17 protein-coding genes are annotated in these 23,530 nt (G+C 34.3%); 10 read left to right on the top strand and 7 right to left on the bottom strand.

What is annotated here, in order from left to right:
• Window positions 1-16 precede the first annotated feature (16 nt).
• Entirely contained in the window at window positions 17-793 is a 777-nt protein-coding gene (locus QWY91_RS06215; RefSeq protein ID WP_386270305.1) for a DUF1853 family protein, read from the bottom strand.
• Window positions 794-1,238: 445 nt separating this feature from the next.
• Between QWY91_RS06215 and QWY91_RS06210 the strand changes: the two genes are divergently transcribed.
• On the top strand, window positions 1,239-1,958 hold the full coding sequence (locus tag QWY91_RS06210; RefSeq protein ID WP_290232671.1) for a hypothetical protein: 720 nt from the start codon (window positions 1,239-1,241) through the stop codon (window positions 1,956-1,958).
• Window positions 1,959-2,034: 76 nt separating this feature from the next.
• Window positions 2,035-2,820, top strand: coding sequence for a tRNA pseudouridine(38-40) synthase TruA (gene truA, locus QWY91_RS06205; RefSeq protein WP_290232669.1), 786 nt, complete (start codon window positions 2,035-2,037; stop codon window positions 2,818-2,820).
• A gap of 83 nt (window positions 2,821-2,903) precedes the next feature.
• On the opposite strand, the gene QWY91_RS06200 is transcribed toward truA, so the two are convergent.
• Together QWY91_RS06200 and recQ are read right to left on the bottom strand one after the other, a co-directional pair.
• Complete coding sequence (locus QWY91_RS06200) at window positions 2,904-3,449, bottom strand: cysteine hydrolase family protein (protein ID WP_290232666.1); 546 nt, start codon at window positions 3,447-3,449, stop codon at window positions 2,904-2,906.
• Window positions 3,450-3,537: 88 nt separating this feature from the next.
• Entirely contained in the window at window positions 3,538-5,646 is a 2,109-nt protein-coding gene (gene recQ, locus QWY91_RS06195) for a DNA helicase RecQ (RefSeq protein WP_290232663.1), read from the bottom strand.
• 98 nt (window positions 5,647-5,744) lie between these two features.
• Here recQ and corA point away from each other — a divergent pair, with 98 nt between their 5' ends.
• From corA to QWY91_RS06180, 3 genes are read left to right on the top strand one after another with little or no spacing between them, the layout of a single operon-like run.
• A complete protein-coding gene (gene corA, locus QWY91_RS06190; RefSeq protein ID WP_290232661.1) occupies window positions 5,745-6,833 on the top strand; it encodes a magnesium/cobalt transporter CorA in 1,089 nt (362 codons plus the stop codon).
• 40 nt (window positions 6,834-6,873) lie between these two features.
• Complete coding sequence (locus QWY91_RS06185; RefSeq protein WP_290232658.1) at window positions 6,874-8,046, top strand: lactonase family protein; 1,173 nt, start codon at window positions 6,874-6,876, stop codon at window positions 8,044-8,046.
• Window positions 8,047-8,053: 7 nt separating this feature from the next.
• Window positions 8,054-8,218, top strand: a complete 165-nt coding sequence (locus tag QWY91_RS06180; RefSeq protein WP_290232655.1) for a hypothetical protein — start codon at window positions 8,054-8,056, stop codon at window positions 8,216-8,218.
• 45 nt (window positions 8,219-8,263) lie between these two features.
• On the opposite strand, the gene QWY91_RS06175 is transcribed toward QWY91_RS06180, so the two are convergent.
• From QWY91_RS06175 to QWY91_RS06165, 3 genes are read right to left on the bottom strand one after another with little or no spacing between them, the layout of a single operon-like run.
• On the bottom strand, window positions 8,264-9,175 hold the full coding sequence (locus tag QWY91_RS06175; protein ID WP_290232652.1) for a M14 family metallopeptidase: 912 nt from the start codon (window positions 9,173-9,175) through the stop codon (window positions 8,264-8,266).
• Between the two features lie 12 nt (window positions 9,176-9,187).
• A complete protein-coding gene (locus QWY91_RS06170) occupies window positions 9,188-10,237 on the bottom strand; it encodes a glutathione synthetase (protein ID WP_290232649.1) in 1,050 nt (349 codons plus the stop codon).
• On the bottom strand, window positions 10,234-12,081 hold the full coding sequence (locus QWY91_RS06165) for a peptidase MATCAP family protein (protein ID WP_290232647.1): 1,848 nt from the start codon (window positions 12,079-12,081) through the stop codon (window positions 10,234-10,236). The genes QWY91_RS06170 and QWY91_RS06165 overlap by 4 nt, the downstream gene beginning before the upstream one ends.
• A gap of 945 nt (window positions 12,082-13,026) precedes the next feature.
• Between QWY91_RS06165 and QWY91_RS06160 the strand changes: the two genes are divergently transcribed.
• The 3 genes from QWY91_RS06160 (at window position 13,027) to QWY91_RS06150 (ending at window position 16,628) form a co-directional block, all read left to right on the top strand.
• Window positions 13,027-13,464: a cold-shock protein gene (locus QWY91_RS06160; RefSeq protein ID WP_290232644.1), complete on the top strand. Its 438-nt coding sequence runs from the start codon at window positions 13,027-13,029 to the stop codon at window positions 13,462-13,464.
• A 114-nt stretch (window positions 13,465-13,578) separates the two neighbouring features.
• On the top strand, window positions 13,579-14,442 hold the full coding sequence (locus QWY91_RS06155; RefSeq protein ID WP_290232643.1) for a sigma-70 family RNA polymerase sigma factor: 864 nt from the start codon (window positions 13,579-13,581) through the stop codon (window positions 14,440-14,442).
• Window positions 14,443-15,296: 854 nt separating this feature from the next.
• A complete protein-coding gene (locus tag QWY91_RS06150) occupies window positions 15,297-16,628 on the top strand; it encodes a phage integrase SAM-like domain-containing protein (RefSeq protein WP_290232641.1) in 1,332 nt (443 codons plus the stop codon).
• Window positions 16,629-16,718: 90 nt separating this feature from the next.
• On the opposite strand, the gene QWY91_RS06145 is transcribed toward QWY91_RS06150, so the two are convergent.
• Complete coding sequence (locus QWY91_RS06145; RefSeq protein ID WP_290232639.1) at window positions 16,719-16,880, bottom strand: hypothetical protein; 162 nt, start codon at window positions 16,878-16,880, stop codon at window positions 16,719-16,721.
• 1,165 nt (window positions 16,881-18,045) lie between these two features.
• Here QWY91_RS06145 and QWY91_RS06140 point away from each other — a divergent pair.
• Together QWY91_RS06140 and QWY91_RS06135 are read left to right on the top strand one after the other, a co-directional pair.
• The gene (locus QWY91_RS06140; RefSeq protein WP_290232637.1) at window positions 18,046-21,186 is read left to right on the top strand and encodes a SusC/RagA family TonB-linked outer membrane protein; all 3,141 of its coding nucleotides are present in this window, start codon (window positions 18,046-18,048) and stop codon (window positions 21,184-21,186) included.
• A gap of 9 nt (window positions 21,187-21,195) precedes the next feature.
• A complete protein-coding gene (locus QWY91_RS06135; protein WP_290232634.1) occupies window positions 21,196-23,115 on the top strand; it encodes a RagB/SusD family nutrient uptake outer membrane protein in 1,920 nt (639 codons plus the stop codon).
• Window positions 23,116-23,530: the final 415 nt, after the last annotated feature.

Genomic DNA, 23,530 nt, shown 5'->3' with positions numbered 1-23,530 from the left:
AGTAATTCCTGAAAATTTACCACCAGACCACAAAAAACTGCTCTATTCCTTTATTTGTCTTCATCCAGACTAAAGGAGCTTTTTTATTTTCTATAAATTTAATTATCTGCGAAAGAATTTCCTGATACGAAAACCATGTTTCATTTTTAATAGGATCTACCGGCCAAAACTGTTTTTGTGGGCTATAAAAATAATTTGTTTCGTATTCATTTGAAGCAAATTCATTAAACGTAATATAATATCCTTTGATGCAATCGTTGTTGATTTTAGTGAAAGTGCTGCCTAGTAGTTTCTTTGGAACAAATAAACTCGCTTTATAACACACTTTCTGAACGATATTTTTAGTAGCTATATTCTTCCCACTAAGTATATCCTGTGTTTTTTTCTTATAAAGCAGCGGAAGTTGCTTAGATTTCAGTTTATCGATTTTCTCGAGTAGAGAATCCTTGCGATTGGGGCCAATCCATCTGGAAAGTTCATTCTTAAAAGAAGGATCATACACATAGAATTTATATACTAGTTCTACATGGATATGTTGATTAGTATTTTTTTCCTTCAGAATAAAATCTAGTTCGCCTAAGGTTTTTTTATCTTCTATAATCTGAATATTGCTCAATAAAACTTCAAATTTTGCTGAGTTGGAAATCTGAAATTCGAAGAAACGCTCAACACGTTTGCCTAGAACAAATATCTTCTCAATCTCGTTTTTGAGCTTTACTGAATCTTTCCGCTGAAAAGTCCTTTTAGGCAGTTCGAAAGCTTCTAAATCATAGTCATGAGAATGTCTTTCCAACAGGTTTGGTGTAGCGCTAAATCCCTGTATTTCGTCGTTTAATTCGATAATTTCAGTTATGAGGGTTGGTCGAAGTTTTGTACTGAAAGAAACGAAAAATTATCATTTAATAATATTTAAAAGGTTTCTATTACTAGATATAGTCTAACTATTTGATTTTTAGATGACAAATTTCTCTGTTTCATTGATGGGTTAACATAATATTATAACAGTTTAACTTTATTTTATAACATATCTCGTAGAGACCGTGATTAGTATTAACTTAATAATGAAGCATTGCAAATTTATTCTAAAATCGGCTATTTTGATGCTATTTATTCTGTTTTATATCCCTTTTAAGGCTTTTCATTTTAAAAATACTAAAAAAATCGTTAAATTGTTATATCAGAAATTTGACCAAATCTTAAAAATGATGCAGGTATTTATTAATTTAATCTGAATCACTATGCGTCACTTTTATTTTATTATTTTGCTATTAGTAAATCTTCCCTTACTTGCTCAGGTAGGTATAGGAACTGAAGATCCAGTAGCTACACTCGACATTAATGGAAATTTAATTATTCGCTCGGTAGATACAATTTCTAGCGGTAAAAGCAATATATCAATACTTGTGATTGATAATTCTTTAAAAGGAAATTCTGAAGTTAAACAAATCCCAATTACAGAATTTCGCGAAGAATCTACATCATCGGCATATTCAGCCGTAAATGATGGTAATTGGTCGTTACTTCAGCTAAATATTTTAAATAGAAAATGGTCTAAGATCGATTTAACCGGCGAAGATGACACTAAATTAGGAAATCAATCACTTCTTAAGAATGGAGTTTATACCGCACCAAAATCTGGTATTTATAGAATTCACTTTGTAATTCACTTAGAATCTGGTATAGAGTTAAGCGTTTTAGGAGGAAAGAGGCTTGCGGTTTTAAAAAACAATAGTGTATGGGAAGAAAAATATTTCGATGCTATTAACGTTGGAATAGGATCTGATTTATTAGGTTTAAATTCCATAGCTCAAGTACCACTTACTTCAACCAGCATTGATACATTAATAGAACTGGAGAAGGGAGATAAAGTTCAGTTTGTAATGAGCTCTGCTCTATTAAATATTGGGTTATTATCAGATTCTAAAATTGCTTTGCAAGCTTATAAAATTGCTCATTAATTAAGAATTTCAAATAAGCTTGACTTCGGTTTAGGGAATTCAGCTTAACTCTGTTATTTTTGAGCAAAATTCAGAAATGCAGAGAGTCCGATTTTATTACCTAATCAAAGTTCAATACTTAGGCTATCGTTTACATGGTTGGCAAAAACAGCCCAATCTTAAAACAGTAGAGGGTTTAATCACTAAAACCCTGCGTTATGTAATGCCCGATGGGAAATATAAGATTTTGGGTTGTAGTCGTACCGACGCTATGGTTTCTTCAAACGGATCTGCTTTCGAACTTTTTTTGGATGAAGAACCTTTAGATGATCTAAAGGAGTTTTTGGATCTTTTTAATCTAAATCTTCCGCAGGATATACGAGTGACGGATATAGAACAAGTCGACTCAAAATTCAATATTATTCAGCATTCTAAAGTAAAGGAGTACGCGTATTTATTTTCCTTCGGAAGTAAAAATCATCCTTTTTGTGCGCCGTTTATGGCCAATTTTCAGTTTGATATGGATATTGAATTGATGAAAAAAGGTGCGCATCTTTTTAATGGCATGCACAACTTCAGAAATTATTGCGTGCGGGTTTCAGAGAAAAGCACATTTGAGCGTGAAATAATTAAAGCTGAAATTGTAGAAAATACCTTGTATACGGCAAATTTCTTTCCGGAGAAATCATATATTTTTCATGTACACGGTAAAGGCTTTTTACGCCATCAGGTTCGTTTAATGATGGGCGCTATGATTCAACTTGGTCGCGGCGAATTTACATTACAACATATTGAAGAAAGCCTAAAAGAGGGAAGTGCACTGCAAATGAATTACAGCGCACCCGCAAGCGGACTTATCCTTAACGATTTGCATTTCGAATAAATAGTTATTTTTAAAGCCTATTATAATTAGGCAGAAAAGATATTTGTCCTAATTAATTTTGTAGCCTGTTAGCAGAAAATTTTTCAAATTTTAAGAAATTTTTCAGTTGTTAAAACGTCTGAATAAAAGTAGTCTAATGCGGCAAGAAAAGATTTTTGAACTTCGTTAGCTTTTACATGTTCTCCATGTATTTCCAAATCTTTGGTAGCACAAGCATCCGCAATAACGGTGCAATCAAATCCGAAGTCTTTTGCAGCTCTGGTGGTTGCGTCTACGCACATATGCGTCATCATTCCGCAGATCACCAATTTATTTATTCCTTTATCTTTTAAGGTTTTTAGCAATTCAGTTTCTATAAAACTGTTAGGAAAATGTTTTATTATGATTTTTTCCCCGTCTATAGGTTTTACATTTTCGTGAATTTCTACTCCTTCAGTTTTTGGAACAAAGAAAGAAGCATCAGAACGCAAAGATTCGTGTTGAATATGAATAATAGGAAGTTTTTCTTTTCTAAATTCCTCTAAAATTTTCTTAACATTCAAACTCGCTTCTTCGGGCTGTGAAAGTTCCATTTTCCCATTCTCGAAGTAATCGTTCTGAATATCAATTAATATCAAGGCTGTATCCATATTTACATTTTTTGGTCTAGAAGCGTAAAAGTATAAACTTTAATAGTGCTAAAATAAGAATTCTTTTGTTTTGATTATTGCGAAAAAATTAATCTTCTTTATCGATAATTTTGAGTGCAATTTTAATACTGTTGTAAGGAATAGCTTCTTCAAAATGTTCGAAATAAGGTTTTAGCTTCTCGGGATTTTCTAGTTCTTTCTTGGCTTTTCGAACAGCTTCCATATCAGATTTTGATACAAATTGGTTTAGATCGATATCTTCGCCTTCATCATAGAGTTTTAGAAGATGCGACATGATGGTAATTTCAGAAAGTTCTCTTTCTTTGGCAATTTCTTCCGGCGTTTTTCCTTCAGCATATAATTCACCCGTAATTTTATAAGTTTTGCCTTTTTTCTGTTTTTTTCTAGTTCGTTTTTGTTTTGAAAAACCGATGATCTCTTTTATAAATCGGAAACCATATTCCTGCATTTTCTTACGTCCAACTCCATTAATCAGCATAAATTCCTCATCGGTCATTGGCCGGGAGCGCTCCATTTCTTTCAACGTTGCATCATTGAAAATAAGATAGGCCGGAATTTCTTCTTCTCTGGCAATCTCTAGACGAAGTTGTCTTAGTTTTTCGAAAAGTGAATTTTCCGAAGTAACCTGATCTGAAGTTTGTGAAGATGCTGAGGTTTGTACCTTGCGATCTGGTATTTTAGCTAAATGAACCTTTTTACCTTCAAAAAGCACCTCTTTAGCATGTTTGGTCAATTTGAGCGCATTTCCTTGGTGAAAAGCAATTTCAGCATAGCCTAAATTAATGAGCTGAAGAATATATTGCTGCCAGTTATTCCAAGAAATATCTTGCCCAACACCATAGGTCGTTAGCGTATTATAGTTTTTAGATAGCGTTTGTTCGTTTTGGCTACCACGTAAAACATCTACCACTGTAGTTAGCGGTTCTTTACCTTTCAATCTATAGATACAGGATAGTGCTTTTTGTGAAGCGACGGTTGCATCAAAAAATTGTGGCGGATTTTTACAAATATCACAATTACCACAATCTTCCTGCTTAATTTCGCCAAAATAGCTAAGCAATATTTTTCGGCGGCAGGTAAGCGCTTCCGCATATTGCTTCATTCGGTCTAACTTAGCAATCTGGATATCTTTATTCTTAGTGTTTTCAGCAAAACGTTGTAGTTGTACAACATCAGCATAACTATGAAACAATAAAGTAGCAGAAGGTAATCCATCACGACCGGCACGCCCTATCTCCTGATAGTAACCTTCCAGGTTTTTAGGCATGTTATAATGAATTACCCAGCGTATGTTCGATTTGTCGATTCCCATCCCAAAAGCGATGGTCGCACAGATAATTTCAGTTTTATCGTTAATAAAATCATCCTGAATGCTTTCGCGCTGTTCATGTTTTAATCCTGCGTGATACGCTTTAGCGTCTAATCCTTTCTTCTGAAGTTTTTCGGAAAGTTCTTCTGTGTTTTTTCGGCTAAGGCAATATATAATTCCGCTTTCATTCGGCCTGCTTTTAATGAACTTGGCGATTTGCTCAAAACGTTTTATTCCCTGCCGAACTTCGAGGCTTAAATTTTTACGGTCGAAAGAAGAAATATGCTTTTCAGCATTAGGAATATTAAGCTGTTGGCAAATGTCATGTCGCGTTGCTTTATCGGCGGTGGCGGTTAACGCTACAATTGGTGTTTTAGAAAATTTGTTCTTTAAATAACCAAGCTGAGTATAAGCAGGTCTAAAATCGTGCCCCCAGCTAGAAATACAATGCGCCTCGTCGATTGCGATTAAACTGATGGTTTCTTCAGTTAAAAATCGATCTAGAACTTGCAAACTTTCTGGAGCGATATAAAGTAATTTCAGCTCGTTTTTATCGATTTTCTGAAATATGACTTCTTGATCTGCTGCATCCTGGCTACTATTTAGAAATTCGGCTTCAATGCCATTTGCTTTTAGACCATCGACCTGATCTTTCATTAAAGCAATGAGGGGAGAAATAACAATGGTAAGTTTAGGTAAAAGAATTGCTGGTAACTGGTAACAAATAGATTTACCACCACCGGTAGGCATAATCACCAGATTGTCGTTACCCTCAAATATCGATTGGATAATATTTTCCTGTAATGGTCTAAATTTATCGTAACCAAAATATTCTTTAAGCGTGTTATGCAACTGCTGTTTCTCCATATTGCAAAGTTAAAAAAGAAAGCAGGCCGTAAAAGCCAAAAATAAAAATCAAGTTCAAATTAAGTAATATTATTACATTTAGCTTCTAAATTAGTCTTATGTCGAAAACGAAAAGGAAACGACTATCGCTTCGCAGGCCCAAGTCTAGCAAAGCCTTAAATCAAATTCCAGGAACGGTCACCTATGTTGGTAATAAAGAACATACAGAAACTTTATTAGACGTAATTGATTATAATCCTGAAGAATATGAGCGTTTTAGATCGAAAAATCCTCAGGATGCTTTAAAATTTGTCGATGAATCCAAGATCACATGGATAAATATCGATGGATTAAATAATACCGAGGAAATAGAAAAACTCGGGAAATACTACGAGCTGCATCCGCTAATTTTAGAAGATATTGCCAACACCAATCAGCGTCCCAAAATTGACGAATATCAGGACTATCTTTTTATAGTCGCTAAAATGCTCTATTATAATGCTGGCGGAACTTTGGAGATCGAACATATAAGTTTGGTTGTAGGTAAGGATTATGTACTCACCTTTCAGGAAGCCGGCGGAGACGTTTTTGATGGCGTTCGTGAACGTATTGAGCAGAAGAAAGGTCGAATTAGAAACCGAAAAGCAGATTATCTGCTTTTTGCTTTGCTGGATGCTATAATCGATAATTATTTTATAGTTATAGAAGATATTAGTGAAAAGATCGAAGGTTTTGAAGATCAGATTTTTCTTGACGATCAGGACGAAGATTTAGTAAGGGAAATTCAGGAATTAAAACGAGCAATTGTTAGGATTAGAAGAGCGGTTTTTCCTTTGCGTGAAGTCTTAGGGAGGTTAGAAAAGATCGATCATCCAATAATAGAAGAAAAGACCGGTAATTATTTGCGTGATCTTGTAGATCATATTGTGCAAATTTCAGAGAATATTGATATTTATCGAGAGATGATATGGAGTTTGATGGATATGTATATGACCACGATTAGTAACAAGATGAACGAGGTAATGAAGGTGCTTACCATCATGGCCTCGATTTTTATTCCGCTAACATTTATCGCGGGGATCTACGGAATGAATTTCGAATATATGCCCGAATTACAATGGAAATATAGTTACTTTGTGCTTTTGGGAGTAATGGTGATCGTGTTTTTATTGATGCTCTATTATTTTAAACGGAAAAAATGGCTCTAAGCCAGAATGCTAAAATTTTATTGAAAACAAATTGAAGATTATGATAAATCGTAAACTGGCTGTTGCAGTGGTAATAGCCGGCCTGTCACTTAGTAGTTGTAAAAACGAAAAAAAGGAAAGTGAAGAAAATATTTCTGAAATGAATGAAAAAAGCGCAAATTTAAATACGGCATTCATAGGAACGTATACCAAAAAAGAAGGTCATGTAGATGGCAAAGCTGATGGTATTTTAACAATAAAACAAGACCCCGAAACAGGCAATATTAGCTTAGACAAAACAATGGCTGAAGTTATAAACCCATCTTTTGTAAAGCTTACCAGCGATAATAAATATCTGTATGCTGTAAGTGAATTAGGAGATAAGGATGGCGCATCTGGATTTATACACAGTTTTCAGGTAAGAGAAAATGATAGTTTGTACGAGGTTGATAAAGTTTCTACGGAAGCTTACGCACCATGCCATATTGAGATAGATAAAACAAATAAGTTTGCTTTTGTTTCTAATTACATGGGTGGAGTAGTGGTAATGTATCGCATTCAGCAGGACGGAAGTCTAGAGAAGCATCAGCAACTAAATATGCCAAATTCAGAAAAATCACATACGCATTCCGTATCTATTTCCGAAGATAACAAGCACGTGTACATTTGCGATCTTGGTTTAGATAAAATATGGATTTACGATCTTGATGCTAAAGACAAAACGATTAAAAAGAATGAAATGGAATCGGTTAGTCTAACTAAAGGCGCTGGTCCAAGACATTTTACATTTAGTAAAGATCAAAAATTCGCTTATAGTATGAACGAATTAAATAGCACTATAAGCGTTTTTAAGGTTGAAAAAAATGGAGGCTTAAATTTAATAAATTCAGTTTCCAGTATTCCTGAAGATTTTACTGAAGATAATAGCGGAGCCGATATTCATATTTCTCCTTCTGGCGATTATTTATATGCATCAAATCGCGGTCATAACAGTATCGCTATTTTTAAGATCAATAAAGAAAATGGGAAAATAGAGCATATAGGTTTTGAAAGTACGAATGGAAAAACACCACGTAATTTTGCTATTTCTGAAGATGGAAGTTATTTGTATGCCGCCAATCAGGATTCTGGTGACATCCAATCTTATAAGATAGACGAAACAACGGGTAAATTAGATGCTCTTGGAGATCCAACGGCAGTTCCTACGCCTGTTTGTATTGAATTTTTAAATTAAGGTAAAAATGAACAAGGTTAGAATAGTAGGGATAATCTTTGTTATTTTGGGATTGTTATTAGCCTATTATTGGAGAAATACTGAAGTTTATTTTTTTGTTGGTATTCTATTGGGAATTGGTCTTTTATGGTCAATCACCGGCAGAACTAAACGTAAAAAGAAAACTGATTAAAATAAAAAACCGGCAATTTGCCGGTTTTTTTGATTTTAGATCTATTTAAACTTCTTCTACAACAAAGAAACCATCATTTCCCTGTGCCTGGTATAATGGCATAAAAATTCTAGCGTTCCACTCACTTTTAACTTCTTCGCCGTTCTTAATAGCAAGTAATTCACCTTTTTCAATTTTCTGAAAATTTTCATAGCCTGGTTGCATTTTAAAAACATCATCATCCTTCAATCCATATCTATGATTGATCTCGAAGGTTTTTTGTTCAGGTGCGTTTTTCTCTGAGAATCTTGTAACACATTCTGGATAAGAGGGTATCTTTTCTAAGTCGAGATCGCAAGCTTCTTTTAATGCCAACCAAATCATTCCTTCATGATTTTCTACAGATTCTTTTGCAGTATGTTGTCCTGCCTCAAAAACAAATCCGGTAACCCCAATTCTGGTTAAATAATGATCGACACAGCCATAAACTAAATCACTAAAACCGCGAATAATGTATGTAGGGAAACGATGCGCCCAGGCATCATTATCATTCTTTACCTGCACAGAAATATAAGGTACACTTGCAGCTGAGGTTGTATGGCAATCTAAAAAATATCGCTTCGTAAAATCTGATTCTGGGTACTGTTCTAACACCTCAATAATTTCCCACATTTCTTTTTGTTCGTGAGTTTCAGTATTGTGATTTTCGATATTCTCTTCAGTCCAGGCACGATTAAGATCTTCGTCGATATATCGCTTGTTCTCATTTAGTGCGACTTTATTACCGGAGACACCAACAATAGTTCCGTTGATTTCAGGTTTAGCTTTTTTTAGTTCTTCAAAAACTTTCAGTAAGGCTTTAACTCCGCTAGGCTCATTTCCATGAATTCCGGCAGAAACAAAAAGCAAAGCACCTTTATTTCCGCTGCTATATGTTCCCAATATTCGAGGGATTTCTTTATCTAAGGTATCATTCATAGTCAATCTTTTTTATACCATTGTCGCTAATACGCGATTAGAAAGCTTACCATCATACATTGTTTTGTATTCTAATTTTCGCTCGATGGCTTCGATAATTTCATCTGTAAAATCGGGCATTCCTATTTCGCTCATGTGATCTAATCCACCGGGACTTAAGACATTAATTTCGATCAATTTATCTTTTACCACATCCAGGCCTACGAAAAACAAGCCGTCTCTAATTAATTTTGGCGCAGTTAAACTAACAATTCTTTTCATGGCATCGGTAAGATCGCTACTATCGGCTGTGGCACCTTGTCTAAAATTACTACGGAATTCTCCCTCACCACTAACTCTTCTAATAATAGCCTTTTTACCATCACGATCGATCACTCGACCATTCATAAGTAAAATTCGCACATCGCCCTCTTTAACGGCAGGTAGAAATTCTTGTGCGATGATGTATCCACTTTTACTAAGATGTTCTATGATCTGATTGATGTTTTTCTCGTTCTCATCGATAAGATATACATCTTCACCACCAGAACCTTCTAAGGGTTTTAAAACCATTTTACGATCATGATCTTCCCAAAATTTTAGAATGTCTTCTTTATTTCTTGTAATTAGTGAATCGGGTTTTATATCTGCCGGTAATTCTTCAAAATAAAGCTTATCGATAAACGCATGAGAAAGAGCATAGGCATCATTTAAAACGAGTACGCCTTCTTGCTGAATCATTCGTCCAAAAGCAACACCTGCTTGCTCTGCCCAAGCGCGTGCAGCGTTTTCTTCGGTAGGATTGTTTCTAATAAAAAGCACATCAATATCTTTGGCGCTTATTTTCTTTGTTTTCGCTTTAGAGCTCTGGAGGATTTCCAGATATTTCTTAGGTGATTTGGTATTTGTAGATTTTGGCGCGTAAGTGGCCAATATCGTTATTGGTTTGTCGTGATGAAAATTAAAATCTCCTACACCCATTACAAAAACATCATGGCCTCTCTGATGCGCTTTTGTAATTAAAAACATAGACGTGCCACAAGTTTCTGTAGCAACATCGTTTAATACAAAACAAATTTTCATAGTGTTGTCATTTGTGAGATGGGTAAACCATCTCTGATTAGGTTGAGTCTATTGGTTAAATTTTCGTCACTTAAATAACTAGGCCGTAAAGCACCAGATTTCAAGACACGACGTTCAGTTAATTCTTCGATAATTTCGGTATGCTTCAGAGAGAATTTTCCCGCAAGTAGCGGTTCATATAATCCGCCGTTTTGCAGGTATTCCCTTAATTCGACTAATCCCTTCAGATAAATAATATCTTTTAAGAATCCGCCGCCCTGCATAATTCGAGAAACAATATTAAAGGCTCTTTCAGCAGAAAAACCATATTCTGAATTCAGTAATTTGAATATGCTGTGAAAATCACCGCCTTGTACAAGTGCATGCCCGGCAATTACGCGACCTGCAAGTGTGCGTAGTCGGTTACCCGTTAATCCACCTACTAAATATTCTGCCATCACTGCCAGTCCTTCTTGTAAAGGATCGTAATCTGCCAGTCCTATGCTTAGTTGTTCTAAAGGTTGTTGGCTCCCATTAAAATAGGTAAGTACATGTGTTCCTACTTCATGCTGAATAAGTGCTTTTGCCTCGGTTTCATTCATTTTATAATCATGCGGAATATAAAGCTCCCCATGGGAAACCATCATTACGTTTACATCTTTACGGATATGCACTTTACATTTAAAATGAGGATCCTGGCTCCTGAAGTAATCAAATTCTCGCCTTGCTAAACTACTAAAGCCTTTAGAGTCGATTATATTCCCTTCTTCTGAATGTTTTTCTTGAAGGTGATCTAAAATTTCCCTGGCAGCCTCGTATAAATCATTATCAACTCCTCTATGTAGACGTATGCTACTGAAGAAGAAGTTTCGGGAACCACGTTCAGTTAACATGGTAATTTGCTTATCCAGCTCTTCCCTTTTTTCGCGGAAGATAAATGACATAGCAGGATCGTCGATATCCTCGATCTTTAAATTATAAAGTTTACGTTTTAAAACGTCGGGATCGATAGGAAGTAAACGATAGTGATAATCTAAAACTTTGTCGAAATTAGATTCGAAAAAAGTATTTTTAATTTCCTGAATATTAGAAGGAGAAACAAGCCATAAAAATTGATAAGCTCGCTCTACACTGGCTAGCTTTTTATCGATTTCAAAAACTTTTTGTTTAAGATACTTTCTTCCTAGTGCATTATAACTGGCAACCCCACCAGAAGTCTGAATTCTTATATACTCAAAAATAGATTTATGTATTGCTTTTATAATAAAATCCTTAAAATTTCTGAAAAACACCGGATACAATTCTCCGTTATCATTGCGATAAATAGGAGGTACCTCTAAACCTGTAATTAACGCACCACATTTTTTTAATTCGGTAACACTTAAAAGGTCAGGTTCTCCCTCTGGTTGTCGATGAGGTGTATTTTGAATTTCAGCTTTTAGATAAATACCGCTATATTCTTTATTGATGGCATTAAGCTCATCGTTAAGTTTTTGCAGCGTATTAGGTAGCTTGTCCTCTGGTCCTTTGATATAGAATGTAGTACTGTCTACTTTTCCAGAGAAAACCTCAAAAAGCATATAAGATTTAAAGGTTGCAGAAAGTTTATCTGAAATTGCAAAAAGTAAATTTTGATAATTTTCAAATTCTCTATTGCCAATAATTAGGTAGGAGGATTCGCTAATTACTAATCTGGCAGTACCCGGATCGTTCTCCTTATGCCGATAGATAATAAGATATGGCAGCTCTTTTTCAATATGTAATAAGCCGCCACCAGGCAATGAGCAATTAATTTCCTGTTCTTTCTCAATATTTTCTAAAACAGTTTCAATAGAATCTTTATTTATTTCTGAGATTTCCAACATTTACCGTAGGATTTAAAGCTTTGAAGTTTATTGGTTGATTCGAAAATGTATCCAAATTATTACCAATATGATTTCAATTTTTAAATGAATTTAGGTATTTGTTGAAGTATGGAGATATTAATTTCAGTATTTGACTTTTATTTAAGAGCTTATATGCATAATGTGAAAAAATTTAAATATTGAGTTTGGAAATATTTTATTCTGCTAATTTTCTTTTATTCAGTAGAAGATAACAGGAATAATTTGCGGCAGCGATTAATCAAATTTTAAAGCTAGCTAGGAAAATTGAAAAAGAGAAAGCGCTAGTGAACGGCTAAAGGCTGTTTGATGTATTTGATCATTCAATATTAACAAATTAATAATTTAGAAATAAATAATTATTAATTTGTTAATATTGAATGATTTAGAATCATATTCTTTAAATTTATATTTGTCGTAAATAGTTGATATGAAAAAGAGGGGGCAATTCTGAAATGATGGTCACACCCCCTTTTTAATTTCAATTTTTAGAAAGAATTAGCCAGAGGATGAAGTTTAGCACTGCATCCTTTTCTTTTTTTAGGTAAATCTTCAAAATTTTTCAATAAAATGAATTGGCGGTAATCATCTGATTTAGATTAGGTTGGTAGAAACAGGAATTTTAAACGGCTATCCTCGATATTATATTGTATCTTTGTACAATATTTCAACTGTTTTCTGTTGGCTTTCTTTGAATATTTTAATTCACTAAAACCCTCAGTTTTCGCTTTTTAAGTAACATTTGATTCGTTACTTACGATAAATTTGACCTTCATTCTTTTCATTATTCTCTGAAGTCAATTTAATAAGAAGTACACAAATAGTCGTGCTTTTTGTAAAAGCTTTAATTCTAACGAAATATCGACTTTTTTCAGTAAATACATTACTGAAAACTAAAATAATAAATTATAAATCAAATTATATTGTATGGGAGACTCCTTTTCGAAAAAACAAAATGCCAAGAAAAAGTTATTAAAGAAAAAGCTGAAAGCACAGCGAAGAGAAGAACGCAAAACGGACAATGATAAGGGTAAAAGCTTTGAAGATATGATTGCGTATGTAGATGAAAATGGAAATTTAAGTGATACTCCGCCGGATGAGCGTAAAAAAACCAAAATCAATGCGGAAGATATCAATCTTGATCACGACCGAGAAGAACGTGTAGAAACACGTAAAACTGGAGTTGTAATCTCTTACTTTGATGATAAAGGCTTTGGTTTTATAAAGGAGGATGAATCTGGTGACAACGTTTTTGTGCATAATAAAGACGTTCTAAAACCATTATCTGAACGTGTAAAAGTAAGCTTCAAAAAAGAAATGTCTCCTAAAGGTTTTAAAGCAACCTCTGTAGACGTATTAGATTAAGCAATTTATAAGACGGAAATTGGATCTTCCAACTTCCGTCTTAATTATTTATAAAAATGCATGTTTCCTGTACGTTTTAAGTCTTGATCATGATATTAAATTTTAAAAATTATCATGAGGCAGCTAAAGATTATAAAACAGATTACCGATAGGAGTGATGCAAGTATTGATAAATATCTACAGGATATTAATAAGCTGGATCTCATTTCAGCAGAAGAAGAGGTTGAGCTTAGCCTAAAAATTAAGTCCGGAGATCAAATTGCTCTGGATAAGCTAGTAACTTCCAATTTACGTTTTGTTGTCTCTGTAGCAAAACAATATCAAAATCAGGGATTAAACCTTTCAGATCTTATTAATGAAGGCAACTTAGGATTGATTAAAGCAGCAAAACGCTTTGATGAAACTAGAGGTTTTAAATTCATTTCTTATGCAGTTTGGTGGATACGACAAGGAATTGTACAAGCGATTGCTGAAAATTCTAGAGTTGTTCGACTTCCGTTAAATAAAATTGGTTCTATAAATAAAATTAATAGAGCCCAAGCTGAATTAGAACAGGGTTTACAAAGACCCGCTACTTCCGCAGAAATTGCGAAGCATCTAGATACTTCTATTAAAGATGTAGAAACTGGTATTAAAAGTAAAGGTAGATATCTTTCTATGGATTCTCCTCTAAAAGATGGTGAAAACTTTAATATGTATAGCACCATGGCTTCTAATGATGAGCCAAATCCAGACCATGAACTTATAAAATCTTCACTCGAAAAGGATATAGATACAATTTTGAGTATTCTTACTCCCAGAGAAAAAAATGTGCTCGTTCTTACTTATGGTTTAGGAGGTATTCCATCAAAAAGTTTAAAAGAGCTGAGTGATTATCTTAAAATTACCCCAGAACGTGTGAGACAAATAAGAGAGTATGCTTTAAGGCGTTTAAGAGATTCTTGTAATTTGAGCGTTTTAAAAACGTATATGGGATAATTAATAACACTATCCGCATATTAATGGTGATCTTTCGACTTAAATAATTTCCGCTCTGTTTAATTATATATATTCGCGCCATCAAACTCTAATGTTTGGCTATTTATGTCTTTAATTACTATTAAGATTATCGTTTCTATTGTAGCTTTAATCTCTTTATTTTTAATATTACTACTATTCTTTGAGGGAGGCTTTCCTTTTATCAAAAAGAAGGATAGGAATTAGTTTGTTATTCTATCAAGTCGGCTCTTTTTGACTAAAATTTAAAATCACTTATTTTTTTTCGTTAGTATTTTTCATTGTGTCATTGCGAAACAATGTTGTTTTATACTTTGTTGATTTTCCCATTTGGGAAGTTTTCTTTTTAAGTATTTAAATATCCATAAAATCGCAAAGGTGTAGCCTGCGATCGTTTTAACGTGCTTAACTGAGATTGTTTAATAATTACATCATCAATCATTCAATAAGGACTTATATGTTCAGATATCACTTATAGATTGATCTGATAATAAATGGCAAGGATTTTATAGAAATGAAGAATTTAGAGTGGCAAAGCAAGGCGGGGCGAGCAGATATTAGACAAATTAAAAAAGGCTTTTCGAAAATTCGAAAAGCCTTTTTTTCTTGTAGCGAGACCGAGATTTGAACTCGGGACCTCCGGGTTATGAACCTATACATATAGCTATATAAAACCACCTAAAATATATTAAATACTATGATTATAAGTTGATTACATATTTTATAGTTTCATTCAAATAGTGTTAAAATCAAATTATTCTGTACCTATTCTGTACCCATTCTGTACCCTTTTTTAAACTAATTAATTATATTTATATAGTTCTAATTAATTGAGTATGTATAATATAAAAATTGTTTTACGGAAAAATAAGATAAGAAAAGATGGCAGAATTCCTCTTGCATTGAGAATTACTGAAAATTACAAAACTAATTATAAGTGGATTGGCCAATATGTTTTCGAAAAAGATTGGGATGAAAAAGCAGGAAAAGCGAAAAGAAGCCATCCAAATTCACAAAAGCTAAACAATTTCTTAATGAAGAAATTGAGCGAAGTGAATGACATATTTTTTGAATCTAAAGATCAGGTTAGCGCGAAACAGGTAAAGCAAAAACTAAAGGGAACCTACGGACTGAAATCTTTTTTTGAACTTGCTGCAGAGCGTATAATGGAAAAATATGAAAGAGGAACATTTTCCGTCGCTAAGGCTGAATTATCTATTCTTTATAACCTCGAGGAATTTTTAAATTTAAAAAGAAATAAAAATAAATCAGCCGTTATTAAGTCAATAAATGAGCGCCGCTTGCACCGAATTAGTGAGGCTAGACTTAACAAATATAACTGGTTAGATGGTGTAGCTTATTTTAGAAATAGTAAGGCTCTAGCGTTTCGGGATATTGATGAAGTTTTCATTAATAAATATAAAACATTTTGTCATTCTTATTTAGGACAAAAAACCAGAACTATTACCAATCAACTTATTTTAATTAGAACTCTTTTCAATTTAGCTATTAAGGAAGGAATTATTGAGCGAAAGTTTTATCCCTTTGCTGGTGATAAGGAGAAAATTAGAATTGGTTCTGGTAATAAGATAGGACTAAGCACAGAAGAGATTGAAAAAATAGAAAGATTGAAATTGGAGGAAAATAGTTCTATTTGGCACACTCATAATGTATGGCTGTTTTCTTTCTATTTTGCTGGGATTCGTATTTCTGATGTTGTAAAAATAAAATGGTCGGATTTTAAGGATAATCGACTTTATTATATAATGAATAAAAATGAAAAAGCACTCAGCCTTAAAATTCCCGCGAAGGCAAAAAAAATTTTAGAACATTATAAAAAAGAGAAAAAACTTAATAAAGGATATATCTTTCCGTTCCTTAGAGATACTGATAATAATGATGATGAACAAATCTATATAAGAACAAAAAGTGTTACCAAGGTCTTTAATAGATGCTTAAAACAAATTGCCAAGGAATGTGGAATTGAAAAAAACTTATCTAACCACATCGCTAGACATAGCTTCGGTAATATAGCGGGTGATCGTATTCATCCATTAATGTTACAAAAGCTCTATCGTCATAGTGATTTAAAAACTACTTTGAATTATCAAGCCAATTTTATTCACCGAGATGCGGATGATGCACTCGATGAAGTTATCAATTTTTAAATTTGGCGGATTCAATGATATTGAGAAGCTGAAGTTCACACCGCATTATACTTCTAGATATATAAAAGATTTACTAAATACCAGCGAGGACTATTTTGCTTTTCTTTTAAGTAATTCATAAAATGATTGAGGATGCGTATATCCTAGCTGATAAGCTATCTCACCTATCGTTTCTTGCGTGGTGGATAATCTCACTTTTGCTATTTCAATTAACTTTTCATGAATACCTTGTGGAGGGATTTGTCCTGGCATATTAAAAAACCTGAACAAATATTTTGATGTACTTTACCATTTACTTATATAGTTTGTTTTAAATATGCTACTATACAAATTGATGGCATTAAAAATTCATGAGCAGTACATAAAGAATGGCGGCTGTTATCGTCGATAATGTTCAATAGCCTTAACCTACGTCCTGAAGTTAAACTATCAGGCATAATCCATATTCCTCACGTCCTAGGCAGGAAAGATCTAATGGTGTTTTTATGCGAGTTGGAAGCCTCCGACGGCTCTTGCTTCATGCTCACCTCTAATAAACCACAAATTCTAAACACCCGTTTTCTGTTTCAAATCAAGCTCTTTATAAGTAAGCAGTGATAGTAATAGTCTAAAGGGATGATTCCGCTCATCTCTAGGAGCTTGTCAGTTACCACGTTACCATTCCTTTAGACTTGTATTGCCATTGACCGCCTCAAACTGAATAATACAGGCTTTTTGAATACATGTAGTCTTATGAATCACTTCAGCCTGAACTAGCTATTTTGCTATTAGTCCTTAAAGATTTTCTTAACAATATCTATTCCAGACTCCAGTCTGCATACAACTGCCTAAACTTGAGGTTCTCTTTCTGGAATAAATTAGCATTATTAAGATGATGTGCATCCATTTCACTATACCTTAAGTTTCCAATTGTAAAAGGTTACTGTGATAATGCCCTTTTCTCTAGATATCAGTGATTTTCATTCCTGAATCGTACTGTTCAACTATTGAAATTATCTGTGTCTAGGTAAATCTTCCATTTTTAAACTATATAAAAAATAGGGAAGCCTTCGTTGAACTTTTTATTAGCATCCGATTAATCAAAATATTAGGTTAATTAGTATTGAGGTAAAGTATTAAAAATTCTAATTTATTTTTCAAAAGTGATTTTTTTAGAAGAAAAGTAAAAAATACTTTCGTATTGTTTGATTATATATTCCCACCACTAAAAAGCACATCTTTTGATTTTAGTACATCAACATTAAATTTGAAAGCTTCAAAGCTATGAGCACAGAACTAATAGTTATTTTGACTACAAATTAACGCAACCGATTGCGTAGTTCAATTTTTTACAATATATTTATCATATAGAAAAATTAACCTATTAAATTTTATCATTCTAATATGATTTAAATCTTTTAATTTAAAATTTATTAATATGGAGGAAAAGATTACTAACTATGTAAGAAGTTTGGGTAGGAATCCCAGATTTTCACTTCTACTTTTCTTGATGATATTTTCTGGTGCCTATGCCCAAAATATTACAGTAAGTGGAGAAATTTCAGATGCAAATGGTGTGCCTTTACCAGGAGTGAATGTTTTTATTTTGGGGACCAGTCAGGGAACCACAACAGATTTTGATGGAAATTATACACTGAATGATGTTCCTCCAGAAGCAACTCTTAGTTACAGTTTTATGGGATATCAATCTCAGGATATTACAGTTAACGGGAGAACTCGAATTAATGTAACCATGCAGGACGATACCGAGGCTTTAAGCGAAGTGGTTGTAGTTGGATATGGAACGCAAAGTAGAGAGTCTGTTACTGGATCGGTGGTTTCATTGAAAAGCGAAGAATTGACTGAGGTAAAGACTGCAAACTTTCAAGAGGCACTTATAGGGCGTGCTGCTGGTGTTAATATATCTACCAACAGTACAAGGCCTGGAGCTTCACCACAGGTGCGTATTCGTGGTACACGTTCACTTTCAGGTAATAATGATCCTTTAATTGTGCTTAATGGTATTCCTTTTTCTGGAGGTTTAAGTGATATTAGCTCAAACGATATCGAAAGTCTTGATATACTTAAAGATGCTTCTGCAACAGCAATATACGGATCAAGAGGAGCAAATGGGGTTATTCTTATAACCACAAAATCAGGAAGACAGGGGCAAAAGGCAACTTTTTCATACAATACCTATTATGCGGTAAAAGATGTGTTTGCTAAGTATCCAATGATGAATGCAGCACAACTTACACAATTGCGCGCAGATGTTGCAGCGCATCCCAATAGAGATGGCAACCCTATTTATGGGTTGGGAGGGGATGAAGATTTAGCTAATGATACCGATTGGCAGGATCTTATATACGGAACAGGCCTTCAGACAACTCACGATATTAGTGTTAAGGGGGGATCTAAAAAAGGCTCCTATAGTGTCGGGATGGGTTATTTTAAAGAAACATCGGTTGTACCAGAAGATTCTTTCGAAAGATATTCATTAAGAGCGCAGGTTGATCAGGAAGTAGGTTCTTTATTTAAATTTGGTTTGAATTCAGTTATGAATTTCAATAAGAGTAGTAGTATAGTAGGGGTATTTGGTGCATTGGCTGCTTCACCTTTATTAAGTCCTTACGATGAAAATGGAAATTTCATGGAATCTATAAGACTTCAAACAGAAGCTGATAATCTTTGGATTCCTACGGAGAATGAAGTGAACCGAATAGGAGATAGAAGAAAAAACCAACAGTTAGATTATGGATCTTATAATAACCTCTATGCTGAAGTTAAAATACCTTGGATTGAAGGATTAAAGTATCGACTTAATCTTGGTCTAAATTTCAGAACTGACAGAGATGGTAACTTTACAGGACAGGGTGTTTTTAACTATAATGAACAAAACCCTTCATCTGCAAGTTATAATAGTTCGATTACAAGAGACTATGTTATTGAAAATCAAATAAGATATGATCGCACATTTGCCGAAAAGCACAAAGTAAATTTTGTAGGATTATTTTCTTCTCAAAATACAGAGTATGATAACATTGGGTTAACTGCAAGAAATATCCCTGATGAGTCTTCTTTATGGTATAATTTAGATTCAGCAGTTTCTGAAGATATAACAAATTATGGAACCGGATATTCTGCTACCGGATTATTATCTTATATGGGTAGAGTAATGTATCAATACGATAATCGCTATTTGATGACGGCGACTTTACGTGCAGATGGTTCCTCTAGGTTGGCACCAGGTAATAAATGGGTAACTTATCCGGCAGTGTCAGTTGGGTGGAATTTAGCTAATGAGAGCTTTATGTACGATGTAACTTGGTTAAATCAATTAAAATTACGTGCAGGTTATGGTGAGACATCAAACCAAGCAATAGCTCCTTATTCCGTTCAGGGTAGACTAGGTACTGTTAATTATAACTTTGGTAATTCATTTGCTACTGGTTACTATTTTGATCAAGTACCTAATGCCAATCTAGGATGGGAATTTTCTCAGACCTATAACTATGGTCTGGATTTCGGCCTGTTTAATAATCGCTTATCTGGTACTGTTGAATATTATGTAACTAAAACCAATGATATTTTATACGCACAAGGACTTCCTTCGTCAACAGGTGTAGGTAGTATAACTGGTAATATAGGTGAAACAGAGAACAGAGGATTTGAAATTTCATTAAACGGAACTATAATAGATAACCCGGATGGTTTTACATGGGACGCCGGAATTAACCTTTACAGCAATCAAAACGAAATTACTTCATTGGCCTCCGGACAACAGCGTGATGAAGGAAACCTTTGGTTTGTTGGCTCTCCTGTTAATGTAATTTATGATTATGAATATGCAGGACTTTGGAATGAGTCTGATCCAGATTTTCAGTACTTACAGCAATATGAGCCAGGGGATAGTGCTCCTGGAATGATTAAGGTAAGATATACCGGGGAATATAATGACGATGGATCTCCAGTAAGACCTATAGGAGCTGACGATAGGGTAATTATTGATCCTACGCCAGATTTTCAAGGTGGTTTTAACACACGCCTAGCTTTTAACAATATCGATCTAAGTGTGGTGGGGACTTTCCAGCACGGAGGTACTTTGGTTAGTACACTATATTCATCTAATAGTTATCTTAACTTACTTACTGGAAGGCAAAATAATGTTGATGTGGATTACTGGACACCAACAAATACTGACGCAAGATATCCTGCTCCGGGAGGTCTTCAAAGCGGTGATAATCAAAAATATGCTAGTACTTTAGGTTATTTTGATGGTTCTTATATGAAAGTTCGATCAATTACTTTGGGATATAATTTCGAACAAGATTTTATTACCAATATTGGACTACAAAGATTACGCGTCTATGCCTCTGCACAAAATCCATTTGTATTCTTTTCCCCTTTTCATGATGAGTCTGGTTTAGATCCAGAAATTACAAATTCGGGTGTAGATGGTAATGGTAATCGTCAAAATGCAGCTGTGAATACAAGTAATATTTCTAGGGGTATTCCTACAATCGGAACTAACACTCCTTCTACAAGGAATTATTTGATAGGTTTAAACATTTCATTTTAAATAGAAAATATGAGAAAATTTAGAATTATACCTATAGCCATATTTTCAATGGTGACGGTATTCGGTTTAAAATCTTGTACAGAAGATATACTGAAAGAAGAGACAAGAGGAGTTTTTACTCCAGATTTTTTTACTACAGAAACAGGTGTTCAGGGAGGGCTAACATACCTGTACCAGAATATGCGAAACGTTTTTGGATTTGCATATTATTTAAATCTTACAGAAACGGGTACAGATGAATATGTTCCCGCTCAAAGTGCTAATAATAACTTTTACGATTTAGATCTTGCAGGGCAGGGTAATCTAAGTTCAGAAAGTGGATTTTCCGTTGGTGTAGTATGGAACAATGCTTTTCCTGCAATAAATACAGCTAGTGGAATCATAGAAAATGCTGAAGCTGTTGGCCTTGATAATTCACTGATTGCAGAAGCAAGATTTTTTAGAGCATTTAATTATTTTTTATTGGTTCAAAATTATGGTGGTGTCCCATTAGATTTAGGTTCTGGTGAATTAGCATTTAATAACACTGCCATCAGGGTTTCTACGCGTAATACAGTACCAGAAGTTTATACCAAAGCTATTTTGGCAGATTTGCAAACAGCCGTAGACAATTTACCTGAGAATCCTCGTTTAACTGGAGCAGTAACCAAGAATGTTGCGCGTCTGTTTTTGTCAAAAGCATACTTAACTTATGCGTGGTGGTTGGAAAATCCTAATAATATTCCTACTTATCCTGAAACAGCGAGAACAGATCCTGATGGACAGGATGCCTCTTACTATTTTCAAAAAGCCTACGATTTAGCTGTAGAAGGAATTGAGAATCCAGGTCCTTACAAATTATTAGATTGTTTTTATCAGGTACACGTTGGGACAAATGACCGTAATGAAGAAATGATGCTATACGCAGATCGTACTGAAGATAGCCAATTGTACAATGGTGCAGATTTAGGATATAGTGGTACAGATGGAAGTGCGAATACTGCGGTTTGGATGGTAACTCCTAATTACACAAGTATAAGTGTAGATGGCGTTTCTGCAGTACAAAGAGAGGCTGCTCAAAGTTATGGAAGACCTTGGACACGAATGGCTCCACCTATTGGAGTATTAACAGAAACTTTCGAAGAAAAAGAATTGGATTCTCGTTACGATGCTACATTTGTAACTAGTTATAGAGGCAACTGGGATAAAGGTGGCGCAACTGAGCCAACTTTAACGGCAGCTAATGGTATTGAAATAGCCCCTGGAGATGCGGTGGTATCATTTTTAGATGAGCACAATTCTAGCGTTGTCTATGTGAATGGCGCTGAAATTGGAGGTGGAGAACTTTCCGGTAGATCAGATTATGTTATAAATCCTGATGAAATTAATAGAAGATTTTACCCTGGATTATGGAAATTAGGGACGTACCGTACTGATAACGGTGGCGGTTTAGGTTCCCCTAATGGTGCAATCACGCGTCCTTTTCCAATTGCTAAATATTCTGAATTTTATTTCTTGGCTGCAGAGGCGGCTGTAAAAGGTGCAAATGGAAGTTATAGTGCTTACGATCTAATTAATGTAATCCGTGAACGTGCTGGAAAATGGTGTTATGATAATGGCGAACAGGAAGAGCGCATAGAGGATAATAGCGAAGCTATGTTAGCGGCAACTCCTAATGTTATAGATATCGATTTTATCTTGGCAGAACGTTCCCGAGAATACTTTGGTGAAGGCTATCGTTGGTATGACCTTGTGCGTACACAAAAATGGAACGAAATTGCCGGATCTTACGAAATTGGAGGAGATGCTGCAACAGATCATACTCCAACTGTAACAACTAGAAATATTGAACCCTATCATTATTTGCGACCAATACCTCGTGGTCAATTGGATAATCTTGATTTTACACAAGCTGAAAAAGATGCTTATCAGAACCCTGGTTATCAATAGGACGGAGTTTAGTTGAATGAATATAAAAGAGAGCCAAAGCTCTCTTTTTTTTTATTTGATTATCCGTAATCTTTAATTCTTGTTTGTTTTCTTCATTCCTGACTTGATCCGGAATCTCACATGATATTTAAGACATTAACTTTTGAGTGAGGCCCTTAATCAAGTTAAGGGTAACCAAGGCTTTTATGAATTAGGCTGGATATTTAATTTTTATTATAAAGAGAATAATTATCTTAATGCTGGTATTGATCTCCCACCTTCATTTTAGGTTTAAGAGGTTATTTCTATAAGGTATGACGGATCTTTTTCTGAAGAAATAAATCATATATAAGCCGTGATGAATCCCTGTGTTCTGTAAATTTAAATCTTTCACGGAGTTCATAATTTCTTGCCGCGTACTCATCGAGATATTTCA

Source organism: Zunongwangia endophytica, assembly GCF_030409505.1.
Taxonomy (GTDB): domain Bacteria; phylum Bacteroidota; class Bacteroidia; order Flavobacteriales; family Flavobacteriaceae; genus Zunongwangia; species Zunongwangia endophytica.
This window is presented reverse-complemented; position numbering and strand designations above follow the sequence as displayed.